The sequence below is a fragment of the Thalassotalea fusca genome (assembly GCF_053485835.1).
Window position 1 is genome coordinate 200,980 of record NZ_JBQRUN010000005.1, and the last position, 15,582, is coordinate 216,561.

The window sequence follows — 15,582 nt, forward strand, 5'->3', positions numbered from 1 at the left end:
TCATTATTTATTCATAATGACACTTTCCAAGATTAACCTTGGCGTTGCTTGTGCTTAGGATCGCTCTTGCAAATTACTCGAACAACACCTGCGCGCTTAACAACTTTACAGTTACGGCAAATCTTTTTTACGGATGCACGAACTTTCATCTTACTACTCCGTTTACTAACGTAAGCAACTTATCGGCCGTAGCCTTTAAGGTTTGCTTTCTTAAGTACATTGTCATATTGATGAGACATCAAATGAGTTTGTACTTGTGCCATAAAATCCATGATAACAACAACAATGATCAGTAGCGATGTTCCACCGAAGTAGAACTGCACATCCCATGCGATCATCATGAACTCTGGAACCAAACAAATAAAAGTAATATACAACGCACCTGCTAAAGTCAAACGCGTCATTACTTTATCGATATATTTAGACGTTTGCTCGCCCGGACGAATGCCAGGGATAAACGCTCCAGATTTTTTCAGGTTATCTGCAGTTTCACGCGGGTTAAAAACTAACGCCGTGTAAAAGAAACAGAAAAATATTATCGCCGCAGCTAATAGCATAACGTATAACGGCTGACCTGGCGAAATTGCAATTGATAATTCTTGCAATACGTCAGCAACCATACCGTCACCTTGTCCAAACCAACTCGCAATAGAGCCAGGGAACAAGAGGATACTTGATGCAAAGATTGGTGGGATAACACCAGCCATATTAACTTTTAATGGTAAATGTGTGCTTTGTGCAGCGAAGACCTTACGACCTTGCTGGCGTTTCGCGTAGTTGACAACAATACGTCGTTGACCACGTTCAACAAATACCACAAAGAAAGTCACAGCAAATACAATTACTGCAATTAGCAATAATACTAATAAGTGCAATTCACCTTGACGCGCCATTTCTGCCGTTGTACCAACAGCAGATGGCATACCAGCAACAATACCTGCAAATATCAAGATTGAGATACCATTACCAATACCGCGCTCAGTAATTTGCTCACCTAACCACATTAAGAACATAGTTCCAGTGACCAAACTCACAACCGCAGTAAAGTAGAAGCCGAATCCGGCATTCATCACCAAGCCAGGCATCATACCCGGCAGGCTTTTGGAAATCGCGATAGATTGTACTGTTGCTAGCACTAAAGTACCGTAGCGAGTGTATTGAGAGATTTTACGACGTCCAGCTTCACCTTCTTTCTTAAGCTCTGCCATAGTCGGATGAACGACTGTTAGCAATTGCATAATAATTGAAGCTGAAATGTACGGCATAATACCTAACGCCAATACAGAGGCACGCTCAAGTGCACCACCAGAGAACATATTAAACATTTCTACGATGGTGCCCTTTTGTTGTTCAAACAACTGAGCTAATACAGCGGCGTCAATACCAGGGATTGGCACAAATGAACCTAAACGAAACACAATAAGTGCGCCGAATACGAACCACAATCTTTGTTTCAACTCAGACAAACCGCCTTGAGCCTTGTTATCCATTCCTGGTGTAGCCATAACCTGTATTATTCCTCGATCTTGCCACCAGCAGCTTCAATAGCCGCACGTGCACCTTTAGTAACACCTATACCACGAACAGTGATTGGACGAGTAATTTCGCCAGACAACATGATTTTTGCTGTCTCAATGTTACGTGTAACTAGGTTAGCGTCTTTAAGCGCGTGAATATCGACAACATCACCTTTGATGCTATTTAGTTCATGTAAACGTACTTCAGCGTGAACTAAAGATTTACGTGACGTGAAACCAAATTTAGGTAAACGTTGTTTCAATGGCATTTGACCGCCTTCAAAACCTGGACGTACACCACCACCAGAACGAGACTTCTGACCTTTGTGACCACGACCACCAGTTTTACCTAAGCCAGAACCAATACCACGACCTACGCGTTTCTTGGCTTTCTTAGCGCCTGGTGCAGGAGATAAAGTATTTAAATGCATTATTAATCCTCCACCTTAACCATGTAAGATACCTGATTAATCATACCGCGTACAGAAGGAGTATCTTCTAACTCAACTGTGTGACGAATACGACGTAAACCAAGACCTTTCAATGTAGCTCTGTGCTTCGGTAAACGACCGATAGAGCTTTTAGTTTGAGTTACTTTAACTGTTTTAGCCATGCTCAATTACCCCAAGATGTCAGCAACGCTTTTACCACGTTTCGCTGCAACAGCTTCTGGCGACTTCATGTTCGCTAGTGCTGATACAGTTGCACGTACAACGTTGATTGGGTTAGTAGAACCGTATGCTTTTGACAATACGTTCTGTACACCAGCTACTTCTAATACTGCACGCATCGCACCACCGGCGATGATACCTGTACCTTCAGAAGCAGGTTGCATGTAAACTTTAGAACCTGAATGACGACCCTTGATAGGGTGTTGAAGAGTAGTACCCTTCAAGTCAACAGTTACTAAGTTACGGCGTGCCTTTTCCATTGCTTTTTGGATTGCAGCAGGAACTTCACGTGCCTTACCGTAACCAAAACCAACGCGGCCATTACCATCACCAACTACAGTTAGTGCTGTGAAACTGAATATGCGACCACCTTTAACCACTTTTGATACACGGTTAACAGCGATTAGCTTTTCAGCCATATCAGTTTGTTGTGTGTTTTCTACATTAGCCATCATCAACTCCTAGAACTGAAGACCAGCTTCACGAGCTGCTTCTGCTAACGCTTTTACGCGACCATGGTAACGGAAACCTGAACGATCAAATGCAACTGACTCAATGCCTTTTGCTTTAGCGCGTTCTGCGATTGCTTTACCTACAGCTTCCGCTGCAGATTTGTTACCTGTTTTCTCAACTTGAGCTTGCACTTCTTTGTCTAAAGTAGACGCCGCAGCGATTACTTCAGATCCTGTAGGAGCGATCAATTGAGCGTAAATATGGCGAGGAGTACGGTGTACGACTAAACGATTCGCACCCAACTCGCTGATTTTAGCACGTGCACGCTTTGCACGGCGTAAACGAGATGTTTTCTTATCCATCGTATTACCCTACTTCTTCTTAGCTTCTTTACGACGCACATGTTCGTCAGAATAACGAATACCTTTGCCTTTATAAGGCTCAGGCTTACGATATGCACGAATATTTGCAGCCACTTGACCAACCAACTGCTTGTCAGCACCTTTCAGTACAACTTCAGTTTGAGTTGGAGTTTCGACAGAAATGCCAGCCGGAATAGCGTGATCAACTGGGTGAGAGAAACCTAAAGAAAGGTTTAAGCTCTGACCTGCAGCTTTTGCACGATAACCAACACCGTTAAGAATCAATTTCTTTTCATAACCTTTACTTACACCCGTAACCATATTATTGATTAACGCGCGTGCAGTACCGGCTTGTGCCCAAGCTTCTTTACTTTCTGTAGCAACAGTTGTTTTGATAACGTTTTCTTCTTGAGAAACGTTAACTAAACTGTTTACAGTGTGAGAAAGTTCACCAACTGGACCTTTAACAGTAATGTCTTGACCTGATAACGTTACGGTAACGCCAGCAGGAACTTCGACAGGTGCTTTTGCAACACGAGACATAATTTGCTCCTTACGCTACGAAACCGATGATTTCGCCACCAAGACCCGCAGAGCGAGCGGCGCGATCAGTCATCAAACCTTTAGAAGTAGAAACGATAGCAATACCCATGCCTGCTAATACTTTAGGAAGCTCGTTGCTGCCTTTGTATACGCGTAGACCTGGACGTGAAACACGTTTGATTGTTTCGATTACTTCTTTACCTTCAAAATACTTCAACTCTACAGATAACTCAGGTTTAACTTCACCTGATACTGCGAAATCTGAAATATAACCTTCTTCTTTAAGCAAGTTAGCAATTGCTACTTTTAGCTTAGAAGATGGCATTGTTACTGCAGTTTTTGCTGCAGATTGACCGTTGCGGATGCGTGTAAACATGTCCGCGATAGGATCAGTCATCATAACCATTTACTCCCGTGAATTACCAACTAGCTTTCTTAAGACCAGGAACTTCACCGCGCATCATAGTCTCACGCAATTTGATACGGCTTAAACCGAACTTACGTAAGTAACCATGTGGACGACCTGTCACGTTACAACGGTTACGTTGACGTGAAGAACTCGAATCACGAGGTAAAGTTTGAAGTTTTAATACGGCATCCCAACGCTCTTCTTCAGAAGAATTAACGTTTGAGATGATTTCTTTTAACGCACGACGCTTTTCAGCGTATTTTGCTACTAGCTTGGTACGTTTAGCTTCACGAGCTTTCATTGACGATTTAGCCATAACTCTACACCTTATTTCTTAAACGGGAAGTTAAAGGCAGTCAGCAAAGCATGACCTTCCTCATTAGATTTCGCAGTCGTTGTGATAGTAATATCTAAACCACGAATCTTATCGATTTTATCGTAATCGATTTCAGGAAATATGATCTGCTCGCGCACGCCCATGCTGTAATTACCACGGCCATCGAACGATTTAGGGTTCAAGCCACGGAAATCACGGATACGAGGAACTGAAATAGAGATTAAACGCTCTAAGAATTCCCACATGCGCTCACCGCGTAGAGTTACTTTTGCGCCAATAGGGTAGCCTTCACGAATTTTGAAGCCCGCTACTGATTTACGCGCTTTCGTGATTAAAGGCTTTTGACCTGAGATTGCAGTAAGATCATTTGTGGCGTTTTCTAATACTTTTTTATCAGCAATAGCTTCACCAACACCCATATTAAGGGTGATCTTTTCAATCCGAGGGACTTGCATGACACTTTTGTATTCGAACTTCTTTTGAAGTTCTGCAACAACTGTATCTTTATAAAAATCATGCAGTTTCGCCATCGTTTACTCCAATTATTAAACTAATTCGTTATTAGATTTGAAGAAACGAACTTTTTTGCCGTCTTCAACTCTAAAACCAACACGATCTGCTTTACCCGTAGTAGGGTTAACGATCGCTACGTTTGATACGTGAATTGGTGCTTCTTTGTCAATGATGCCACCAGCTTGCTGTAACTGAGGTACAGGCTTCTGATGTTTCTTAACAAGGTTTACACCTTCTACAAATACTTTGCTTTCTTCAACTAGAACTTTAGTGACTTTACCAGTCTTGCCCTTGTCTTTGCCCGCAAGTACGATTACTTCATCATCACGACGAATCTTAGATGCCATTATCGTGACTCCTTATAGTACTTCTGGTGCTAATGACACAATTTTCATGAACTTTTCTGTACGTAGTTCACGTGTCACTGGCCCGAAAATACGAGTACCAATTGGCTGTAAGTTAGTATTTAACATTACTGCCGCGTTGCCGTCAAAGCGAATGGCAGAACCATCCTGGCGACGAACGCCCTTTTTAGTGCGCACCACTACCGCATTCAGTACATCACCTTTTTTAACTTTGCCGCGAGGAATTGCTTCCTTCACTGCAACTTTGATGATGTCACCTATGCGTGCATAGCGACGGTGCGAGCCACCAAGGACCTTAATACATTGCACGCGTCGAGCGCCACTGTTATCAGCAACGTCTAGCTGTGTTTGCATTTGGATCATTTTTATGTGCTCCGCTGTTAATAAATTCAAGGCCAGAAATTTGACCCGTCACTGCCTTTAAAACCCAACCCAAATTGAGCGGGCGCGAGATTATAACACCACTAATGTAAAAGTGGTACTTTATTTGTACAATTATTAATAATTCCCCTAATGCCACTGAATCAGCATATAAAACAAGCATCATTGGCAATCAATCATCGCGTAAATAGAGATGAGACTGAATTATTTATAAACAACCCTTTCAGTACATTAAATTTGATCTTTTAGAATCAATCCGCCAAATCGAGGGAACCGGTACTTGCAATAATTTTTTCTAAATTCTTTCACATGAGTGTCATAGAACACTATAAGAATGAGCAAAATCTTGTAAACACGAATAAGTTTATATGCTAACGAATAATCAGCTCATTTCGGTAATATTTACCACGTACAATTCTACAGTTTGGTTAGAAAAGGTACTTTGGGGCTTTCATTTTCAATTGGATAAACATTTTGAAATAGTCATCGCAGATGACGGTTCAACCGCGGACACCGGTGAGCTTATCGAAAAATTTAGGCAACACACGCATATTCGTATAAACCATATTTGGCAAGAAGATAATGGTTTTCAAAAATGTCGAATCATGAATAAGGCATTGCTTGAGGCCAAAGGCGAATATGTCATATTTACCGATGGAGATTGCATCCCTAGAAAAGATTTTGTCTCGGTCCATCGGCAGCATGCAAAAACAGGATACTATCTTTCAGGCGGGTATTTTAAATTACCTATGTCGATCAGCCAGACAATTACCAAAGAAGATATCAAAAACGGAGATGCTTTTTCTCCTGAGTGGTTGCTTGCTCACGGTCTCAAGAAGACGCTCAAGTTACAAAAACTATCCGCTAACAGCTTTTCTGCTTATTGGTTAAATCACTTAACGCCGACCAAGAGAACATGGAACGGTCATAACGCATCAGGCTGGAAAAATGACCTATTTGCTGTCAACGGTTATGACGAGCGTATGCAATATGGTGGACAAGATTGTGAACTCGGCTTTCGATTGAGACATTCAGGCATCAAGGCCAAGCAAATACGTTATAGCGCCATCGTTATCCACCTAGATCACAGTCGTGGCTATGCTACACCAGATGCCATTGCAAATAGTGCGCGTATTAAAAAAGAAACATTGAAAAATAAATCAACATATACCCAATACGGCCTTTCTCAGTATTTAGATACAGTTAAACGCGCTTAATGGTTGAATTAAGCGTACTCAGTTGTTGTATACGGTAACAGCCTCCAAAAGATATACATTATATTCTGATAGATTTATCGCGATCGAAAAGCTAGTATTGCTTAATTACTACACAACAGTAACAATTAAGCGTTAAATAAAATTTATAATTTACCGATACATGAAATGCGTACTAAGTGTTATTCACTCAGACATTAATAACATAAGCACACACCAAAATCAGGTAAGCAAAAATAAGCTCAGAAATAAAAAGACACCTTATAAGCTTGCTTCAATAATAATAAACTGGAGGCATGAGTGAAATTCAATCATAAAATCGTGGCAGCATCGTCAATAATTTTGCTTCTGGCGTTATCCTTACTTTCATTCAATCAATACTTTTTAGTTAAGAACAAGCTTGAAGAACAGGTTAATACCAGTGTGGCAGAAATACTTCAGGGGATTAGCAATTCTGTGCAAGCAGAGATGAGCGGTAAAACCGGTTTAGCCGAACTTACCACAGAACTGATAGAACAGAACATTGAAATGTCGCAAGCTGCTAGAGTCCTGTCTAATGCCTCTCTTCAAAACAGTTTTATACTTATCGGTTTTGGCTATGAAGATACTGGCAAGTACGTTGCCAGCGATCCAAATTGGAATCCCGGGGCAAATTGGGAACCGCGTGCTCGCCCATGGTACGTAGATGCCAAGCAAGCCAATAAGACCATTGTTACTGAACCATATGCTGATGCAGTATCGAAAGAAATACTAGTGTCGGTCGGTACGCCAGTTCACCAAAGCGGGCGATTTGCGGGAGCTATATTTTTTGATGTTAGCCTTGCTGGCCTTTCAAATATGATTAATAAAGTAAACATGTTTAACGCGGGTTACGCCTTTATGGTCAGTAAAGGCGGCGTGGTTATATCCCACCCTAATAGCAACTTTAATGGCAAACCATTAACCGAAGTGATGCCAAACGTAAATATTAATTCGGCTTTTCAGCAGGTCACGCTCGGTGAAACAGACACTTTGGTGAGCTTTGAAAAAGTTGAAGGATTTGACTGGTATGTGGGAGTGGCTCTCGACAAAAATAAGGCTTTTATGGCGGTTGATGAATTAAGCTCCGATTCACTGTTATATTCCATTATTTCCCTGATATTTGGTATTGGAGCCTTGCTATTCATTATTAACTATCTGATGAAGCCACTTAGCGAGATCAACGAAGCCATGTCTAATGTTGCTCAAGGTAATGCAGACCTAACAGTGAGGCTTAAAACAAACAGTGATCCTGAGTTTGCAGCATTAGCGCACAACTTTAACCTGTTCACAGAAATGCTTCAAAAACTCATTGGCGATATCAAGCAACTTGGACACGACATTTACCTTGATGCCCAAACAACATCTCAAGGTGCGCAAACCGCTAATCAAGCGATGCATAACCAATTAACAGAAATTGACACACTCGCCACAGCTACTAACGAGATGGCTGCAACATCTAAAGAAGTTGCAAATACTGCCAAACAAGCAGCTGACGCAGTACGTGGGGCTGACGAAGCCGCGATTGAAGGGGGTAATATTGTACAGGCGACGAATAAATCAATTACTTCACTGTCTGATCAAATAGACCATGCGGTACAGGTCCTGTCGCACCTCGAAGTAGCCACCAACGGTATCGAAAATATTCTAGCAGTGATCAATGGCATTGCCGAACAAACTAACTTACTGGCATTGAATGCAGCTATTGAGGCTGCACGCGCTGGTGAATCAGGGCGCGGTTTTGCAGTAGTTGCAGATGAAGTTCGCACCCTCGCTCAACGCACGCAGGAAGCAACCGATGAAATTAAAACGATGATTGACCAACTGCAATCGGGCGCCAAATCAGCAGTGACCGAAATGAATCAAAGTAGAGAAATTGCATCATCAACGGTGGAACAATCACAAGCCGCCGATGCCGCACTAGAAAGTATTCGCCAATCAATCCAAACCATCGTTGATCTTAATGTACAAATATCAGCATCTGCCGACGAACAAAGTGTGGTGGTTGAAGAGATTAATAGGAATGCATACAACATTAAGGACATTTCACACCAAGTGTCTGACGAAGCCGACAATGTAAATGTGACAATGCTGAACCAAGTAGAGAACATTAAAAAGCAAGAGCAGATGCTAGAACAGTTTAAGGCTTAAGTTTCTTATAACGTCAAACTGACAGTTACTATCATGTGCCAAGTAACTGTCAGTCTTATGCTCTAACCTATCATTTATTCGCTTGTAATGGCCAGTGGCCATACTCACCAGCCACCAAAATGCTTTTTTTGTACTTGAGGTTAGAACACTCCGTTCGTATTACGAATTGTGCCGCCAGTCATTAAAAAGTAAAATCGCATCATGCCATCAAGCGCCTGAATTGAGTCCCAATGTTCGACGATTTTTCCATTGTTTATGCGCCAAGTATCAATAATGTTCATACCTTTTTGATCATCGCCTCTATCTACCTTTTCTAGCGTTGCATGAGAGTGAAATATGACAAAATCCCCATCAACATAGATGTGTTTCACCTCATATGAATATTCAGGATAGTCCTGAACAAACTCACGCAAGAAGCCAACCAAACCTGCTATTTTATCTGGAATGTTACGATTATGCTGTACATAGGAATTATCATTAAACTGTTTCAATACATAGTCAAAGTTGTGGTCGTTCATTAGATTTTGTACGAAATCAGCGATCAATTTTGCATTTTTTAATTCCTGTTGAGACCAGTGTGATTTTTTCAATTGTTGAAAATCAACAGAAGGACTACTTCCCCCTTGAGCGAATGACGTTGTACAAACTAAAACAAGAATTGTTGATATAAAGCTTTTCCACATAAATAACTCCAAAAAACCTAATTGGTTACTAACTTTACCCATGGTAATTAAAAGTTACCTACATTACAATTAGGCACTTGAATGTGACCTAGGCACAAATAGGTAACCCCTATGAAAGTAAGATATATAGAAGGTGAGTTATGAAAGAGAACATTAAAGCAGAAAAACGAGTTTTTCATAACAATGAAGATTGCCCAATTCGTAACGTTATTGCGCAAATTGGTGATAAATGGTCAATGCTGATTTTATTTGCACTAGTGAATGAAGCTGATCGGTTCAATTCTCTTAAATCTAGAGTTGTGGGTATTTCACAGCGAATGTTAACGCAAACCTTACGAGACTTAGAACGCGAAGGTTATGTCAATAGAACAGTTTTTCCTGAAGTACCTGTGAGAGTAGAATATCAACTTACAGAGATGGGTAAAGGCATAGTGAAACCTTTATTCCAACTGGTAACTTGGGCAAGCGATCACCATGACGAAATTAGGCAATCTCGAAACGAATATGACAAAAAAAACCCTGCTAAATAGCAGGGTTTTTGATCAACTGTTGTGAAGTTAAATCAGCTATTAAGCTTTTTCAACTACGTCTACCAAAGTCCAAGACTTAGTCTTAGAGATTGGAGCACATTCACGAATAGTTACTAAATCACCCGCATTACATTGGTTAGTTTCATCATGCGCTTTCAACTTAGTTGAACGCGTCATGAACTTACCATACATTGGGTGCTTAACACGGCGCTCAATCAGGACAGTGATAGACTTATCCATTTTGTCACTGATTACACGACCTTGTAGTGTACGAATTTTCTCGCTCATTACTTACCAGCCTTTTCAGTTATGATAGTCTTTACACGTGCAATATTGCGACGTACCGTTCTTAGCAAGTGAGTTTGTGCTAACTGACCTGTGCTTGCTTGCATGCGATAGTTAAACTGCTCGCGTAACAATTCAAGTAACTCAGCATTTAACTCTTCAATGCTTTTTTCTCTTAATTCGCTAGCTTTCATTACATCACCGTTCTAGTTACGAAGGTTGTTTTGAATGGCAATTTGGCAGCTGCTAATGCAAATGCTTCACGTGCCAATTCTTCTGATACACCTTCCATTTCATAAAGAACACGACCTGGTAGAATTTGACATACCCAATATTCCACAGAACCTTTACCTTTACCCATACGAACCTCAAGAGGTTTCTTAGTAATTGGTTTGTCCGGGAATACACGGATCCAAATTTTACCTTGACGCTTAACGTGACGTGTCATTGCACGACGTGCCGCTTCAATTTGACGCGCAGTCATACGACCACGTTCAACTGATTTAAGGCCGTAAGTACCGAAGCTTACTGAACTACCAGTGTTTGCAAGACCGCGGTTACGCAATTTAAATTGCTTACGGAATTTAGTACGTTTTGGTTGTAACATTACTTATCCCCTACTTGCTCTTGCGGTTGTTTCTTTTCTTAGGCTTAGCAGGTGCTTCTACCTGTGCAGGCATACCACCGATTACTTCACCTTTGAAGATCCACACTTTAATACCGATAGTACCGTAAGTTGTTTCGCCACGCGCAGTTGCGTAGTCGATGTCAGCACGTAATGTATGTAGAGGTACACGACCTTCACGATACCATTCTGAACGTGCGATGTCAGCGCCGCCTAAACGACCACTAACTTCAACTTTGATACCCTTAGCACCTAAACGCATTGCATTTTGTACAGCACGCTTCATAGCGCGACGGAACATTACACGACGCTCTAATTGGCTACCAATGCTGTCAGCAACAAGCTGCGCATCCATTTCTGGCTTACGTACTTCAGCGATGTTGATTTGAGCAGGAACACCAGCGATTTTAGATACTTTTAAACGTAACTTTTCTACGTCTTCGCCTTTCTTACCGATAACAACACCTGGACGAGCAGTGTGGATTGTTACACGGATAGATTTAGCAGGACGCTCAATCACGATTTTTGACAATGATGCACGCTTAAGCTTTTCAGATAAGTATGCACGAACTAAATGATCGCCGTGTAAGTTATCTGCAAATTCTTTGCTACTTGCAAACCAAGTAGACGCGAAAGGTTTAGTGATACCTAAGCGAATACCATTTGGATGGACTTTTTGACCCATTCTAATATCTCCTAGCTATCAGCTACAATCACAGTGATGTGACTTGTACGCTTAAGGATACGATCCGCGCGACCTTTCGCACGAGGCTTGATACGTTTCATTGTTGGACCATCGTCAACCATAATAGTTTTAACGAACAATTCATCAATGTCTGCACCTTCGTTATGTTCTGCGTTAGCAATTGCTGAGTTTAAAACTTTCTTCACAAGAACAGCAGCACCTTTGTTGCTGTATTCTAGGATTTCAAGTGCTTTCTCAACATGTAAGCCGCGGATTTGATCCACAACTAAACGTGCTTTTTGAGCAGAACCACGGGCAAATTTATGTTTAGCGATTGCTTCCATCTAACTTCCCCTTACTTCTTCTTCGCTTTCTTATCAGCAGCGTGGCCGCGATAAGTACGAGTTGGTGCAAATTCACCTAATTTGTGACCGATCATTTCTTCAGTAACAAATACAGGAACGTGTTGACGACCATTATGGACAGCGATAGTCAATCCGATCATATTAGGTATGATCATTGAGCGACGGGACCAAGTTTTAATTGGCTTTTTATTCCCGCTTTCCACCGCTTTCTCTACCTTCGTCAACAAGTGTAGGTCAATAAAAGGACCTTTCTTGAGAGAACGTGGCATGGTGATTCCTCTTTAATTAATTAAGTACTATTTAGTACGACGACGTACGATGAACTTATCAGTACGCTTGTTCTTACGAGTCTTATAACCCTTAGTTGGTACACCCCAAGGAGATACCGGATGACGACCGCCTGAAGTTTTACCTTCACCACCACCGTGAGGGTGATCAACTGGGTTCATGGCAACACCACGAACAGTTGGGCGAACACCACGCCAACGTTGAGCACCAGCTTTACCCAATGAGCGAAGCATGTGTTCAGCGTTACCGATTTCACCAAGAGTTGCACGACAATCTGCTTCAACTTTACGCATTTCGCCTGAACGAAGACGTAACGTTACATAAGCACCGTCTTTAGCAACTAACTGAGCATAAGTACCCGCTGCACGAGCAATTTGAGCACCTTTGCCTGGTTTAAGTTCGATTGCGTGAATAACACTACCTAATGGTGTGTTACGCAATGGTAATGTGTTACCTGCTTTGATAGGCGCATCTACACCAGACTGGATTGTATCACCAGCTTTTAGGCCCTTAGGAGCCAAGATGTAACGACGCTCACCGTCTGCATATAATACTAACGCGATGTTAGCACTACGGTTTGGATCATATTCCAAACGCTCAACTTTTGCAGGAATGCCATCTTTAGTACGTTTAAAGTCAATTACGCGGTAGTGTTGCTTGTGACCACCACCAACGTGACGAACTGTAATACGACCCGTATTGTTACGACCACCAGACTTAGAGTTTTTCTCTAAAAGTGGAGCGTAAGGCTTACCTTTGTATAGGTCCGGGTTTACCACTTTAACTACGTGGCGACGACCCGGAGAAGTTGGTTTACATTTTACAATAGCCATCTGTACTTCTCCTATGCTTCAGCGCCAACGAAGTCGATGTCACTACCTTCTGCAAGAGTAACGTACGCTTTTTTCCAGTCGCTACGACGACCAAAACGAGCACCTGTACGCTTTGTTTTACCCTTAACATTTAAAGTACGAACACCTTCAACTTTAACTTCGAAAAGTTTTTCTACTGCCGCTTTGATTTCAGCTTTCTTTGCATCAGTGGCTACTTTGAAAACAACTGTGTTGTTTGCTTCAGCAGACATTGTTGCTTTTTCAGAAATGTTTGGTGCCAAAAGCACTTTTAACAAACGTTCTTCGCTTATCATGCTAACATCTCCTCAATTTGCTTAACCGCACTAGCAGTCATCAATACTTTTTCAAAACCAACCAAGCTTACAGGGTCGATACCTTGTACGTCACGTACATCAACCTTGTAAAGGTTACGAGCAGATAAGAACAAGTTCTCATCAACTTCTGGAGTAACGATTAATACGTCTTTTAACTCCAAACCTTTTAACTTAGCAACTAAGTCTTTAGTTTTTGGCGATTCAACCGCAAAGTCATTTACCACTACTAAACGTTCTTGACGAACTAATTCAGAAAGGATGCTTTGGATAGCACCACGGTACATTTTACGGTTAACTTTTTGGCTGTGATCTTGAGGACGAGCTGCGAATGTTACGCCACCAGTTCTCCAAATTGGACCACGAGTTGTACCAGCACGTGCACGGCCAGTACCTTTTTGACGCCATGGCTTCTTGCCACCACCACTAACTTCAGAACGGTTCTTTTGCTTAACAGTACCTTGACGAGCACCTGCTGCATAAGCAACAACTACTTGGTGTACTAAAGCTTCGTTGAACTCACGTCCAAAAGTAGCTTCTGAAACTTCAAGAGCGCCTGACGCGTCTTTTAATGCTAATTCCATCAAAATTCTCCTCAGACGTTAGGCTTTAACAGCTGGCTTGATGATTACGTTAGCGTTTACGTGACCTGGAACTGCACCTTTAATAAGAAGCAAGTTACGCTCAGCGTCTACACGAACTAATTCAAGGTTTTGAGTTGTTACTTTCTCAGCACCCATGTGACCAGACATTTTTTTGCCTTTGAATACGCGACCTGGTGTTTGACATTGACCAATTGAACCGTTTGAACGGTGAGACAATGAGTTACCGTGTGTCATATCTTGAGTACGGAAATTCCAACGCTTGATACCGCCTTGGAAACCTTTACCTTTAGATGTGCCTGTCACGTCTACTAATTTAGTGTCGTTGAAAATTTCAACTGTGATTTCGCTACCAGTTGCTAATTCAGCACCTTCACCGTCGTTTAAACGGAATTCCCACAAACCACGACCAGCTTCAATACCTGCTTTCGCAAAGTGGCCAGCTGCTGGCTTGTTTACACGGTTAGCTTTCTTAGTACCAGTAGTAACTTGAATCGCTGAATAGCCATCGTTGTCTACAGTTTTAACCTGAGCAACACGGTTGGCTTCAACTTCTAGGACTGTAACTGGAGTAGAAACGCCATCTTCAGAGAAGATACGAGTCATACCAACTTTACGTCCAACTAGACCTATAGTCATGTTAAAACCCCCTATTAACCCAAGCTAATTTGAACGTCGACACCAGCTGCTAAGTCTAGACGCATAAGTGCATCAACAGTCTTATCAGTAGGTTCTACGATATCAATTAAACGCTTGTGCGTACGAATCTCGTACTGATCACGCGCATCTTTGTTAACGTGTGGAGAAATCAAAACAGTGAAACGCTCTTTGCGCGTAGGAAGTGGAATTGGACCACGAACCTGAGCACCAGTACGCTTAGCAGTGTCAACGATTTCTGCTGTAGATTGATCAATCAAACGATGATCAAACGCTTTCAAACGAATGCGAATTCTTTGATTTGACATGAATCAAATCCCCTATAAAAGAACGAACAAAATACGACCCATCGCCTTTCTTAGTATGAAAGGGGGGTGTACCGACTAAAACATTCAACCCCCTATCGGGGTTGCTGTGTGAGCTAAATTCTATCGAAGCAATTTAGCTAAATCACGAAGGCATAGGCCTAACGTGAGCGCGTATTATACATAAGAATAAATTTTAAACAAGTAGTTTTTTGTTGCTGAACTATCGTTCTCTGGATTACCACCTTCAAAAAACTTGATAGTTCTGCTTATTTATATAGGTAGGAAGCTATTAACTTTAGTATGATGCAATTAAATGGTTCTTAACGCCCTACTGCATTTCTTATAGAGACATCTTTTTACCAAACCCAGATTTGGGCATTCCTCGTATAAGTTTACTATGTGCCGCATTATGGATACCAATACAAGTACTAATATGCGACTATTTGAAATCAACG

Annotated in this window: 27 protein-coding genes; 3 read left to right on the forward strand and 24 right to left on the reverse strand. The window is 41.7% G+C overall.

Annotated features, from left to right (window positions below; translation table 11 throughout):
* Positions 1–32 precede the first annotated feature (32 nt).
* The 12 genes from rpmJ to rplN are packed head-to-tail and all read right to left on the reverse strand — an operon-like array spanning position 33 to position 5,533.
* Complete coding sequence (gene rpmJ, locus ACSLUK_RS08550; RefSeq protein WP_084692761.1) at positions 33–149, reverse strand: 50S ribosomal protein L36; 117 nt, start codon at positions 147–149, stop codon at positions 33–35.
* Positions 150–179: 30 nt separating this feature from the next.
* Positions 180–1,505, reverse strand: a complete 1,326-nt coding sequence (gene secY, locus ACSLUK_RS08555) for a preprotein translocase subunit SecY (RefSeq protein ID WP_448548134.1) — start codon at positions 1,503–1,505, stop codon at positions 180–182.
* An 8-nt stretch (positions 1,506–1,513) separates the two neighbouring features.
* Positions 1,514–1,948: a 50S ribosomal protein L15 gene (rplO, locus tag ACSLUK_RS08560; RefSeq protein ID WP_448548135.1), complete on the reverse strand. Its 435-nt coding sequence runs from the start codon at positions 1,946–1,948 to the stop codon at positions 1,514–1,516.
* A gap of 2 nt (positions 1,949–1,950) precedes the next feature.
* Positions 1,951–2,130, reverse strand: coding sequence for a 50S ribosomal protein L30 (gene rpmD, locus ACSLUK_RS08565; protein WP_448548136.1), 180 nt, complete (start codon positions 2,128–2,130; stop codon positions 1,951–1,953).
* A gap of 6 nt (positions 2,131–2,136) precedes the next feature.
* Entirely contained in the window at positions 2,137–2,640 is a 504-nt protein-coding gene (gene rpsE, locus ACSLUK_RS08570) for a 30S ribosomal protein S5 (RefSeq protein WP_448548137.1), read from the reverse strand.
* 9 nt (positions 2,641–2,649) lie between these two features.
* Entirely contained in the window at positions 2,650–3,003 is a 354-nt protein-coding gene (gene rplR / locus ACSLUK_RS08575; protein WP_448548138.1) for a 50S ribosomal protein L18, read from the reverse strand.
* Positions 3,004–3,012: 9 nt separating this feature from the next.
* On the reverse strand, positions 3,013–3,546 hold the full coding sequence (gene rplF / locus ACSLUK_RS08580; protein ID WP_448548139.1) for a 50S ribosomal protein L6: 534 nt from the start codon (positions 3,544–3,546) through the stop codon (positions 3,013–3,015).
* Positions 3,547–3,556: 10 nt separating this feature from the next.
* Entirely contained in the window at positions 3,557–3,946 is a 390-nt protein-coding gene (gene rpsH, locus ACSLUK_RS08585; protein WP_448548140.1) for a 30S ribosomal protein S8, read from the reverse strand.
* Positions 3,947–3,965: 19 nt separating this feature from the next.
* Positions 3,966–4,271: a 30S ribosomal protein S14 gene (rpsN, locus tag ACSLUK_RS08590; RefSeq protein ID WP_448548141.1), complete on the reverse strand. Its 306-nt coding sequence runs from the start codon at positions 4,269–4,271 to the stop codon at positions 3,966–3,968.
* Positions 4,272–4,282: 11 nt separating this feature from the next.
* The gene (rplE, locus tag ACSLUK_RS08595) at positions 4,283–4,822 is read right to left on the reverse strand and encodes a 50S ribosomal protein L5 (RefSeq protein WP_448548142.1); all 540 of its coding nucleotides are present in this window, start codon (positions 4,820–4,822) and stop codon (positions 4,283–4,285) included.
* Between the two features lie 15 nt (positions 4,823–4,837).
* Positions 4,838–5,152, reverse strand: coding sequence for a 50S ribosomal protein L24 (rplX, locus tag ACSLUK_RS08600; protein ID WP_448548143.1), 315 nt, complete (start codon positions 5,150–5,152; stop codon positions 4,838–4,840).
* 12 nt (positions 5,153–5,164) lie between these two features.
* The gene (gene rplN, locus ACSLUK_RS08605) at positions 5,165–5,533 is read right to left on the reverse strand and encodes a 50S ribosomal protein L14 (protein WP_448548144.1); all 369 of its coding nucleotides are present in this window, start codon (positions 5,531–5,533) and stop codon (positions 5,165–5,167) included.
* Between the two features lie 386 nt (positions 5,534–5,919).
* On the opposite strand from rplN, the gene ACSLUK_RS08610 reads away from it, so the two are divergent.
* Entirely contained in the window at positions 5,920–6,768 is an 849-nt protein-coding gene (locus ACSLUK_RS08610; RefSeq protein ID WP_448548145.1) for a glycosyltransferase family 2 protein, read from the forward strand.
* Positions 6,769–7,065: 297 nt separating this feature from the next.
* Complete coding sequence (locus tag ACSLUK_RS08615; RefSeq protein ID WP_448548146.1) at positions 7,066–8,934, forward strand: methyl-accepting chemotaxis protein; 1,869 nt, start codon at positions 7,066–7,068, stop codon at positions 8,932–8,934.
* Positions 8,935–9,074: 140 nt separating this feature from the next.
* Here ACSLUK_RS08615 and ACSLUK_RS08620 read toward each other — a convergent pair whose 3' ends face one another.
* Positions 9,075–9,617 (reverse strand): nuclear transport factor 2 family protein, encoded by a 543-nt coding sequence (locus tag ACSLUK_RS08620; RefSeq protein WP_448548147.1) that lies wholly within the window; start codon positions 9,615–9,617, stop codon positions 9,075–9,077.
* 140 nt (positions 9,618–9,757) lie between these two features.
* Between ACSLUK_RS08620 and ACSLUK_RS08625 the strand changes: the two genes are divergently transcribed.
* A complete protein-coding gene (locus ACSLUK_RS08625) occupies positions 9,758–10,147 on the forward strand; it encodes a winged helix-turn-helix transcriptional regulator (RefSeq protein WP_448548148.1) in 390 nt (129 codons plus the stop codon).
* A 39-nt stretch (positions 10,148–10,186) separates the two neighbouring features.
* Here the strand turns inward: ACSLUK_RS08625 and rpsQ are convergent, their stop codons facing one another.
* Genes rpsQ through rpsJ form a run of 11 tightly spaced genes read right to left on the reverse strand, consistent with a single transcriptional unit; the run spans position 10,187 to position 15,127 of the window.
* Complete coding sequence (rpsQ, locus tag ACSLUK_RS08630) at positions 10,187–10,435, reverse strand: 30S ribosomal protein S17 (RefSeq protein ID WP_448548149.1); 249 nt, start codon at positions 10,433–10,435, stop codon at positions 10,187–10,189.
* Positions 10,435–10,626 carry a 50S ribosomal protein L29 gene (rpmC, locus tag ACSLUK_RS08635; protein ID WP_448548150.1) on the reverse strand — a complete coding sequence of 64 codons (192 nt, stop codon included), beginning with the start codon at positions 10,624–10,626 and terminating at the stop codon, positions 10,435–10,437. Before rpmC ends, rpsQ begins: the two co-directional genes overlap by 1 nt.
* On the reverse strand, positions 10,626–11,039 hold the full coding sequence (gene rplP / locus ACSLUK_RS08640; protein ID WP_448548151.1) for a 50S ribosomal protein L16: 414 nt from the start codon (positions 11,037–11,039) through the stop codon (positions 10,626–10,628). Before rplP ends, rpmC begins: the two co-directional genes overlap by 1 nt.
* A gap of 10 nt (positions 11,040–11,049) precedes the next feature.
* Positions 11,050–11,742, reverse strand: coding sequence for a 30S ribosomal protein S3 (gene rpsC, locus ACSLUK_RS08645; RefSeq protein ID WP_448548152.1), 693 nt, complete (start codon positions 11,740–11,742; stop codon positions 11,050–11,052).
* 11 nt (positions 11,743–11,753) lie between these two features.
* Entirely contained in the window at positions 11,754–12,086 is a 333-nt protein-coding gene (rplV, locus tag ACSLUK_RS08650) for a 50S ribosomal protein L22 (protein ID WP_448548153.1), read from the reverse strand.
* Positions 12,087–12,097: 11 nt separating this feature from the next.
* Entirely contained in the window at positions 12,098–12,376 is a 279-nt protein-coding gene (gene rpsS, locus ACSLUK_RS08655) for a 30S ribosomal protein S19 (protein WP_074496195.1), read from the reverse strand.
* 27 nt (positions 12,377–12,403) lie between these two features.
* Positions 12,404–13,228, reverse strand: a complete 825-nt coding sequence (gene rplB / locus ACSLUK_RS08660; RefSeq protein ID WP_448548154.1) for a 50S ribosomal protein L2 — start codon at positions 13,226–13,228, stop codon at positions 12,404–12,406.
* Between the two features lie 11 nt (positions 13,229–13,239).
* Positions 13,240–13,542 carry a 50S ribosomal protein L23 gene (gene rplW, locus ACSLUK_RS08665; protein WP_448548155.1) on the reverse strand — a complete coding sequence of 101 codons (303 nt, stop codon included), beginning with the start codon at positions 13,540–13,542 and terminating at the stop codon, positions 13,240–13,242.
* Positions 13,539–14,144: a 50S ribosomal protein L4 gene (gene rplD / locus ACSLUK_RS08670; RefSeq protein ID WP_448548156.1), complete on the reverse strand. Its 606-nt coding sequence runs from the start codon at positions 14,142–14,144 to the stop codon at positions 13,539–13,541. Before rplD ends, rplW begins: the two co-directional genes overlap by 4 nt.
* A gap of 18 nt (positions 14,145–14,162) precedes the next feature.
* The gene (rplC, locus tag ACSLUK_RS08675; RefSeq protein ID WP_448548157.1) at positions 14,163–14,801 is read right to left on the reverse strand and encodes a 50S ribosomal protein L3; all 639 of its coding nucleotides are present in this window, start codon (positions 14,799–14,801) and stop codon (positions 14,163–14,165) included.
* A 14-nt stretch (positions 14,802–14,815) separates the two neighbouring features.
* Entirely contained in the window at positions 14,816–15,127 is a 312-nt protein-coding gene (gene rpsJ, locus ACSLUK_RS08680) for a 30S ribosomal protein S10 (protein ID WP_093332363.1), read from the reverse strand.
* Positions 15,128–15,582 lie beyond the last annotated feature (455 nt).